General features: G+C 41.2%; 8 protein-coding genes. 3 read left to right on the forward strand and 5 right to left on the reverse strand.

The genetic code is table 11. The annotated features are described in order from the left end of the window. Position 1: 1 nt before the first annotated feature. The 3 genes from efeO to nox all read right to left on the reverse strand — a co-directional run bounded on the left by efeO (position 2) and on the right by nox (position 4265). Positions 2 to 874 (reverse strand): iron uptake system protein EfeO, encoded by an 873-nt coding sequence (gene efeO / locus HMPREF3002_RS07140; protein WP_070665843.1) that lies wholly within the window; start codon positions 872 to 874, stop codon positions 2 to 4. Positions 875 to 984: 110 nt separating this feature from the next. Next, positions 985 to 2529 carry a ClC family H(+)/Cl(-) exchange transporter gene (locus tag HMPREF3002_RS07145; RefSeq protein WP_070665845.1) on the reverse strand — a complete coding sequence of 515 codons (1545 nt, stop codon included), beginning with the start codon at positions 2527 to 2529 and terminating at the stop codon, positions 985 to 987. Positions 2530 to 2888: 359 nt separating this feature from the next. Further along, positions 2889 to 4265 (reverse strand): H2O-forming NADH oxidase, encoded by a 1377-nt coding sequence (nox, locus tag HMPREF3002_RS07150; protein WP_049507738.1) that lies wholly within the window; start codon positions 4263 to 4265, stop codon positions 2889 to 2891. Positions 4266 to 4489: 224 nt separating this feature from the next. Between nox and HMPREF3002_RS07155 the strand changes: the two genes are divergently transcribed. From HMPREF3002_RS07155 to HMPREF3002_RS07165, 3 genes are read left to right on the forward strand one after another with little or no spacing between them, the layout of a single operon-like run. After that, positions 4490 to 5413: an FAD:protein FMN transferase gene (locus HMPREF3002_RS07155; RefSeq protein ID WP_305366836.1), complete on the forward strand. Its 924-nt coding sequence runs from the start codon at positions 4490 to 4492 to the stop codon at positions 5411 to 5413. A gap of 25 nt (positions 5414 to 5438) precedes the next feature. After that, positions 5439 to 6044, forward strand: coding sequence for an NADPH-dependent FMN reductase (locus tag HMPREF3002_RS07160; protein ID WP_070665847.1), 606 nt, complete (start codon positions 5439 to 5441; stop codon positions 6042 to 6044). Positions 6045 to 6062: 18 nt separating this feature from the next. Then, the gene (locus HMPREF3002_RS07165; RefSeq protein WP_049507732.1) at positions 6063 to 7307 is read left to right on the forward strand and encodes an NAD(P)H-dependent oxidoreductase; all 1245 of its coding nucleotides are present in this window, start codon (positions 6063 to 6065) and stop codon (positions 7305 to 7307) included. Positions 7308 to 7343: 36 nt separating this feature from the next. Here HMPREF3002_RS07165 and HMPREF3002_RS07170 read toward each other — a convergent pair whose 3' ends face one another. Continuing rightward, entirely contained in the window at positions 7344 to 7907 is a 564-nt protein-coding gene (locus tag HMPREF3002_RS07170) for a TlpA family protein disulfide reductase (protein ID WP_083312671.1), read from the reverse strand. A 21-nt stretch (positions 7908 to 7928) separates the two neighbouring features. Beyond that, on the reverse strand, positions 7929 to 8636 hold the full coding sequence (gene ccdA2 / locus HMPREF3002_RS07175; RefSeq protein ID WP_003007221.1) for a thiol-disulfide oxidoreductase-associated membrane protein CcdA2: 708 nt from the start codon (positions 8634 to 8636) through the stop codon (positions 7929 to 7931). Positions 8637 to 8863: the final 227 nt, after the last annotated feature.

Consider the following 8863-nt stretch of genomic DNA (forward strand, 5'->3'; position numbering starts at 1 on the left):
CTTATTTCCCATCTAAAATCACACCCATTTGAGACAAAGGTTCACCAAGTTTGGTCACAGCTTCAGCCAATTCCTTAGTATCTTCCTTGGTCAAATCTGTGTAAGACTTGTAATTTGTTTCATCAGTCATGTGTTTGTCCAATAAATCATTGACATTTTTGAATTCTGCTTCCAAGGTTTTAACCAACTTGGCATCTTTTTTCTCAATCAAAGGTTTAAAGAGAGAGAAAATCTTTTCAGCTCCTTCAATATTTGCACGGAAGTCGTAGAGATCTGTATGAGAGAAGATTTCTTCTTCACCCGTGATCTTTTGCGTTGCCACTTCATTGAGCAGGTCAACAGCCCCAGTTAGCATCACATCAGGAGTCACATCAACGGTTGCGATCTTAGCTTTCAACTCCTTGATATCGTTCACCAGTTGGTCTGCATATTTTTCTGTGCCATCTGTGGTATTGTTTTCCCAAAGGATGCGCTCAATCCGGTGGAAGCCAGACCAGCCTTCTTCTGATTTATTTTCATCCACATAGTCCACCAAACGGTAGTCAATCTTCACATCAGACTCCCCAAAGGTTTCAGCAATCGGTTCTGAGCGTTCATAGGCCATGCGGATCAAGGGATATTGTTTTTTAGCTTCTTCCAAATTCCCAGCTTTTAGGGTATCTCGGAAACCTTCTGTATCCTTGAGCAATTGGTCGATTTGCATTTCAACAAAGTCTTTGTATTCAGCTGTCGCATTGTCCAAGGTCTTCTGGTCAGCCTTTGACAACTGCACCGTTGAGCTGGTTTGCGTCTTTTGACTGGACTGTTTGCTACTAGAATTCGCACACCCTGCTAAAAGAGCAACACTCAATAAGAGTAGACTATATTTTTTCATGAAAGACTTCTCCTCATTTGTTCTTGCCCTTATTTTACCAGATATTTTCTCATTTTTCAATAATTGTCTGAAAATTTAATAATAGAAAAACTTTTCTGAGAATCAGTCTTTTACAAAAGAATATCTTTGACCCGTCCGATTTCGGATTCTTTCACCACCACAAAGATGCTATCCCCTAGATACAAGCGGGTCGCACCATTGACCGTATAGCTCTTACCGCTTCGCATTTGCGTAGTGATCAAGATATCTTGAGGGAGGTGCAGTTCATGAACTTGCTTTCCTGCAATCTTTTCTGATACAGGGATCTCAATTAAAGTCAACTCTCCTTCTTCTTGCGCCTTATCCGGCAACAATTGCTCCAGCATGGCTTCATAGACTGGCGCTCCATGGAAGAGATCCATGATCATATAAGCCAGTAAAGTCACCATACCTAGGGGCATTAAACTGCGAATATCACCGACCATCTCTGTCACCAAGATCATCGCTGTTAAAGGTGCTTTTGAAATAGCCCCAAAATACCCACTCATGCCTAAAATAATGAAGAGAGGCAGCTGATTTTGAGAGATAAAGCCAATGTTTTGGAGGAAGGTTCCAACGATGGCCCCTAAAAGTGACCCTAATGCTAGTATAGGCAGGAAGATGCCGCCTGGCAAGCCACTACCATAGCTCAACATACTCCAGATGAAACGGATCACAAAATAGAGAAGGATGGTCAGCACTGGATACGGTACTCGAGCTAAATCCAAGACCAATTGGTTCCCACCACCAAGAATTTGAGGAAGAAAATAGCCGATTGGAAGAATCAAGATAAAGGCAAATAAAGAAGAATAATGAGAAGGAACATGGAAAATCTTCTCTAGCAAACGATAGAGTCGGCCGATATTGAGAACCACTATTTCGTACACATAACCCGCTGCCCCTAAAAAGACTCCAAGAAAAAGATAAATCCAGTACTGAGACAGATGGAGAGGTGGAATATTTTGTGGCATATGAAGCACTGGTGTTTGACCAAAGACATTGAGTGAAATAAAATTAGCCGTCAAACTAGCAGCCAAGGTCGAAATCCAAAAGAAACGTGAAAAATGATGGTAGACCTCTTCAACCACAAATAAAAGCCCCGCTATAGGTGCATTAAAGGCAGCGGCAAGACCAGCGGCAGACCCACTTGCAATCAAAGACCGCTCCTCAACTGGGCTGACCTTCAAATGATGGGCCACTCCTTTTCCACCCATAGCCCCTAATTGAATACTAGGACCTTCACGACCAAGCATCAAGCCACTTCCGATGGCCAAGACACCTAGAATATACTTCTTCCACAAGGTATCCCACCAGCTCACCGCCAAAAGACCCTTGAGCTCTGCTTCGACTTGCGGAATTCCCGATCCCTTGATATCCCGATTGGTGCTTATTAGACGACCAGCAATCAGTACGATCACCCCATACCCCAACAGCATCGCAAACAAATAAAATGGTTGACCAGACATCTCCTTGTAAACGCCTTGAACAAAATGAAAAATATGTTCGATCAAAAAACGAAAACTCGAGACGATGCAGCCTACAACAATCCCAACCAGGACACCTCTGACAATATGGGCCACAATCGAACTAGAGGCAAAATGAAATTCCTTTTTTAAGGCTTCTTCTTTTGCAGACATTCCCTAACTCCTTCAAACTCTTATCCTATTCATTATACCTTATTTCACTGCCTCTGAATACATTTAAAGACAGAAAAAAACAAAACCACCCTTGTTAGTTTTGTTTAGAATGTAGACAAACCATTTTATCCAATAAAAATAAGTTAAGAAATTCTACAAAGAAATATAAATATGTTCTATTTATGGAACGAATAAAGAAAAGTCAAAACTTTCCGCTGTGAGAAAAGTGCCTGAAACAATAACGTTTCAGGCACTCGGAATTATTGAGACCTTAGGCTCAATAATTAGTCATGGAACTTCTTCGAAGTTCGCTGACGTCCGTACTCACCTAAGGAAAGTTTTTAATAGAACTTTAGCTATTATTCAGCAGTTAAAGCTGCCATTGTGATGTAGTTGTAAGGTTTGTTGAAGTGTGGCAAGAAGAACAAGTCTGTCAAGGCCAATTTATCAATCGTCACGTGTTCTTGAATCGCAAGTGAGAACATGTGGATAGCCATTGAGATGGCGCTATCACGTGATACCATTTGAGCTCCAAGGATTTGACGAGTGTCTTTATCATAGACGATCTTGATACCAACTTCGTAGTTATCGTGTTTGATAAATTCAGGTTTTTGAAGGTCGTTAAAGCCAGTTTCAGTGGCATTGAAGCCTGCAGCTTTCGCTTTTTCAAGAGTCAAACCAGTTGAAACCATGTGAAGGCCATAGATAGAGATACCGTTAGAACCTTGAACACCGATTCCTTCTAATTCATGACCAGTCGCATTGTAGGCACCGACAATACCAGAACGAACTGCATTAGATGCAAGAGCGATATAGCTCATTTCACCACGTGCATTGTCATAAATTGTTGCACAGTCACCAACTGCATAGACACCTGGAATTGATGTTTCTTGTTTCTTGTCAACAAGGAAGGCACCGTTGCGGAAGAGTTCGATCTTACCATCAGCAAGAGCTGTATTAGGACGGAAACCAACAGCCAAGATAACCATATCTACATCGAAGGTTTCTTTATCGGTTACAAGGCGTTCTACCTTACCATCTCCTTCAACCGCTTGAACAGTTTGTCCAAGTGCCAAACGGATGTTGTGGTCTTCCAAGTTTTTCGCCATGATGTCAGTGAAGTCTTTGTCGTAGTAACCATTCAAAACAGTGTCCACGATATCCACCAAGACAACATCTTTACCAAGACGTTCGAAAGCTTCAGCAAGTTCAACACCGATGTACCCACCACCAACTACGGCGATACGGTTCAAGTGTTTGCTGTTGTCTTTCAATTTTTCAATCACTTCTTCAGCGTTTTGGTACAATTTAACGAATTGAAGATTTTCAAGAGTTGCTTTGAATTCACGGTTACCAGGAACAATTTCAACTCCTTTAATTGGAGGAATGATTGGTGTTGATCCAGTCGCAAAAATTAATTTTTCATAAGATTCTTTGTGTTCTTTTCCATCAACTTCTGCAGTTACCACTTTGTTGTCATAGTCAATTGAAAGAACAGGAGAGTTCATGTAGACTTTTGCACCTTTTGCTTCCAATTTTTCTTTGTCAGAGTAGAAGAGACCTTCTGGACCATCGATTTGCTCACCGATCCAAAGCGCCATTCCGCACCCAAGGAATGAAATATTAGAGTTTTGGTCGAAAACTACAATTTCATTTTCATTTCCGAAATTATCTAACATAGTGTTGATACAAGCTGTTCCGGCATGGTTAGCCCCTACAACAACGATTTTACTCATAGAATAAATCCTACCTTTAATTTAATTTACTTCTTGAGTATATCATAAAAATGATATCGGTTACAATTATTTTGCTCAGAATTTGTGATCTTTTTTTCAATTTTCCAGAAAATCACACTTCACATGTTTCAAAAAATGTCAAACAATATGCTTGAAAGGATTGTGAAAACGATATCTTTTTGATATACTGTAAGTGAGTGAAAATAGGAAAGGATAGATTTTTAGTGGACCTAAGTAGTCGATCCGAACGTTTGATGGGTACGACCATCACTGTTTCGATCTGTCACCCACAAGCGAATGAACTCTTAGCCCGCTGCTTTGAACTTCTTCGCTCCTACGAACATCGCTTCAGTGCTAATGATGCAAGTTCTGAACTCATGGAGGTCAATCACCAAGCTGGTATTGCTCCTGTCCAAGTTCATCCAGATCTTTTTGAACTGATTGCATTAGGTACCTTGCATAGTCAAGCTCAAGACAGCCATTTAAACATCGCCATTGGTCCTCTTGTACAGACCTGGCGAATTGGATTTTCAGATGCTAGACGTCCCCAGCAAGGGGAAATTGATCAAGCTCTGACCAAGATTGATCCTCACCAAATCCAGCTCGACCCAGAAAACCATACAGTCTTTCTGACGCGTCCTGGAATGAAGATTGATTTGGGAGCCTTGGCTAAGGGCTATAGTGCAGACTGCATTGCGACCTTTTTAAAGAGCCAGGGAGTAACAGATGCCTTGATTGATCTGGGAGGCAATATCCTCACTGTCGGTCAACACCCCATCAAACAACAACCTTGGCGGATTGGTATTCAAAACCCAGTCGAAAAAAGAGGCCAACACCTACTGGTCCTCTCAGTCAAGGATAAATCTATTGTCACCTCTGGCATCTACGAGCGTCATTTAGAAGTTGACGGCCAGTCGTTTCACCACATCTTTGATAGCGCGACGGGCTATCCGGTTGAGACAGACTTAGCCAGTATCACCATCATATCTGATAGATCCGTAGACGGGGAGATATGGACTACCCGCCTGTTCGGGGAATCTCCTGCTTCTATCCTCAACACTGTTGAATCACTTCCTGGTATAGATACCTTATTGGTTTCTCAATCAGGCAAGATCGCCTATACAAGTGGGCTTCAATCTTATTTATAATTCTCCTATCAGAAAGGAATTTTCCATGATAAAACTTATTGCGATTGTGGGGACTAACTCCAAACGTTCTACAAACCGTCAACTGCTTCAATACATGCAAAAACATTTTGCTGATAAAGCTGAGATTGAATTAGTTGAAATCAAAGATATTCCTGTCTTTAATAAACCAGCTGACAAACAAGTGCCTGAAGCTGTTTTGGAAATTGTTGCAAAAATTGAGGAGTCTGATGGGGTCATTATTGGGACTCCAGAATACGACCACTCTATTCCAGCTGTATTGATGAGTGCACTCGCTTGGCTCTCATACGGAGTCTTCCCATTGTTGAATAAACCAGTCATGATTACTGGGGCTTCGTACGGTACGTTGGGATCTTCACGCGCCCAACTCCAACTTCGCCAAATCTTAAATGCTCCAGAAATTAAAGCGACTGTTTTGCCAGATGAATTCTTGCTCTCTCATTCATTGCAAGCCTTTGATCAAAATGGAGACTTGGTGGATTTAGATGTCATTCAAAAATTAGATGCCATCTTTGATGATTTCCGTGTGTTTGTGAAAATCACAGACAAATTGCGCAACGCCCAAGAATTGCTTCGCAAAGATGCTGAAGAATTTGACTGGGAAAACTTGTAAGATAGGAGACAGAAAAGAATGAAATTTGTTGGACTTGTAGGATCGAACTACGATCAATCATATAACCGTAAACTTTTGGAATTCATTCGCCGCCAATTTAAGATCAAATTTGAATTGGAAGTTCTTGAAATCGACGAAGTTCCAATGTTTAACCAAGATGAAAAATGGGACGAAAGTTTCCAATTACGTCTCTTATATAACAAAATCACTCGTGCAGATGGTGTTATCATTGCCACTCCAGAGCACAACCATACGATCTCTGCTGCTCTCAAGTCTGTTCTTGAATGGCTATCTTTCGAGGTGCATCCATTTGAAAACAAACCAGTCATGATCGTCGGTGCTTCTTACTACGATCAAGGGACTTCACGTGCACAAGTTCACCTCCGTAAGATCCTCGATGCCCCAGGTGTCAATGCTTATACCCTTCCAGGAAATGAATTCCTTCTTGGAAAAGCAAAAGAAGCTTTTGACGAAAACGGCAATATCATCAACGAGGGAACCGTCAAATTCCTTGAAACCTGCTTGGATAATTTTATGAAATACGTTGAGGTTGTATCGAAATTGAAAAAACCAAAACCAATTGAACCAGAAGACTTGGATTGTAATCATCCAATCGCTACAACTGTTACTGAAGTCGATCCTGACGATCCAGATTGGGTAGAAAAAGTAGCTGAAATCACTGGTGCCGTTTCTGGCGATACCTATGTCAAACTCGACCACGGTATCCTAACTGTTAACCAAATTGATATGTTCTTAAAGGCTATGCCATTTGAATTGACTTATGCCGATGATAACAACCAATTCCTCTACTACAACAATGCCCATCAAGATCCAGATACCATGTTTGCTAAACGCGTGCCACCTCAATCAGGAAGCCGGATGTCAACCGTTCACGGCTCCCTACCACCAGCACGTATGAAAAACGTGGAATGGGTGATTGGTACCCTTCGTAACGGTAACCAAGACTATGTTCGGACCATTGTTCCAGGATCTCCTGAAGGCGTGATCAACACTCACAACTACCAAGCTATGTACTATGAAGATGGTTCTTACGCTGGTATCAATGAGATTGTCTTCAACTTCAAACCATGGTTGGACTGGTACCTGCAAACAACAGGTCAACGTCTAGTTGGCGGAAGCGGTCCATTTGCTCCTGCTGGTGGACACGGTAGTGCAGATGCAACTTCTGGTGCTTCTGATGCTGGAGGACATGGTGACGGAGGGCACGGAGATGCCGATGCCACTTCTGGTGCAAGCAACTAAGAAACTAGAAAAAATGAAGCTTCGTGCTTCATTTTTTTATTGTAACTCCTTGATGATCTTCTTAGCATCTTCGTTTGAAATAGCCCCTAATTGGACATGTCCAATTTTCCCATGACTGTCTATAAAGACTTCTGTAGGAATAGAGCGAACCTGATAATCTGCAAATGCAGAACCATCTGGATTGTACAAGACCGGTACTGACTTGTAATCTTGTTGATCAAACCATTTGACGAATTCTTCTTCTGTTTTTTCACCTTGGAGTCCTGGTGCCATAATGGTCAGAATTTCAAAGTCTCTATCTGTATCCTTGACCAATTTCTCTAATTCGGGCATACTTTGCCGGCAAGGGCCACACCAGGTTGCCCAAAATTTCAAATAAACCTTTTTCCCTTTGTAGTCTGAAAGTTTGACCGTATTCCCCTTCATATCCTTTAGTTCAAAGTCACTGGCGTCTTTTCCCACCAAAGGATTCTTATTCGTTGTTGTATTCATTGTTGGCTGATTGTCCATACCACTCTCACTGGATTGATTCATGGAACAAGCTGACAGCAAAGCTAGAGAAATTACTGAGAAACAAGCGTATTTAAAACCTTTCATCATGCGTTAAACCTCCGGATTATTTTATGAAAAGATAGATGACAAACTGTTCAATTGTCCCAAAAGTAAGAGAATTCCCATCAGAATAATGATGGCTCCGCCGATTTTCTTCAGCAATAACAAATGGGGTTTGAGACGATTAAAGTAAGGTAGGACCAGACTAGATGCTAAGGCCAACAGTAAAAACGGAAGAGCCATTCCCAAGGTATAAACAAGGAGATAAATAGCTCCCATAAGAGCATCTTGTCCATCTGATGCTGCTAAAGCAAGAACTGATCCTAATACCGGACCAATACAAGGCGTCCAACCAAAACTAAAGCCAAGACCAAGGAGAAAAGCTGAAAACAATTCATTCTTCTGTTTGTTGGCTCCAAAATCTACTGATTTTTGCTTTTCAAGGAAATGAAAATGAAAGACTTCCATTTGATGAAGACCAAGGATAATGATGAGGGCTCCCATCAGATAACGGAACCAATTGGTGTACATGATCTTTCCTAGCAAACCCGCTCCAAAACCAATGAGGAGGAAAATAACAGAAATACCGGCAATAAAACAAAGGGTTTTCAACAAGCCATGCCAGCGAATTTTTTTCCCGAACAATCGGATAGCCTTTTCCTGATCACTTCCTAGCAAGATTCCAATATAAACCGGTAGCAAAGGAAAGACACAGGGAGAAAAGAAAGACAGAATACCCGCAAGAAAAACTGTCAATGAAAAAATGATTGGATTCATAGTTCACTCCGTATATTGATATGCTACATTCAGTATAGCATTGACTGACAAAAAAGAAAAATTTCTGCTACGTTTTTTTACTAAAGTTTGGATTTGGGTACTAGTTTCAAAAGAAAGACCCTAAAGCCAATAACTTTAGAGTCTAAGTTGTGGTGAAAAACTAAAAGAATATATAAGGCACATTCAAGTATACATTGAAACTTTCCGCCGTGAGAAAAGTGCTAGAA

The sequence above is a fragment of the Streptococcus sp. HMSC065E03 genome, assembly GCF_001815045.1.
GTDB classification, from domain to species: domain Bacteria; phylum Bacillota; class Bacilli; order Lactobacillales; family Streptococcaceae; genus Streptococcus; species Streptococcus parasanguinis_AD.

Excerpts from the sequence above, each read along its gene's own strand:
- efeO (WP_070665843.1), bottom strand. The coding sequence starts at position 874 with ATGAAAAAATATAGTCTACTCTTATTGAGTGTTGCTCTTTTAGCAGGG.
- HMPREF3002_RS07145 (WP_070665845.1), bottom strand. The coding sequence starts at position 2,529 with ATGTCTGCAAAAGAAGAAGCCTTAAAAAAGGAATTTCATTTTGCCTCT.
- nox (WP_049507738.1), bottom strand. The coding sequence starts at position 4,265 with ATGAGTAAAATCGTTGTTGTAGGGGCTAACCATGCCGGAACAGCTTGT.
- HMPREF3002_RS07160 (WP_070665847.1), top strand. The coding sequence starts at position 5,439 with ATGATAAAACTTATTGCGATTGTGGGGACTAACTCCAAACGTTCTACA.
- HMPREF3002_RS07165 (WP_049507732.1), top strand. The coding sequence starts at position 6,063 with ATGAAATTTGTTGGACTTGTAGGATCGAACTACGATCAATCATATAAC.
- HMPREF3002_RS07170 (WP_083312671.1), bottom strand. The coding sequence starts at position 7,907 with ATGATGAAAGGTTTTAAATACGCTTGTTTCTCAGTAATTTCTCTAGCT.
- ccdA2 (WP_003007221.1), bottom strand. The coding sequence starts at position 8,636 with ATGAATCCAATCATTTTTTCATTGACAGTTTTTCTTGCGGGTATTCTG.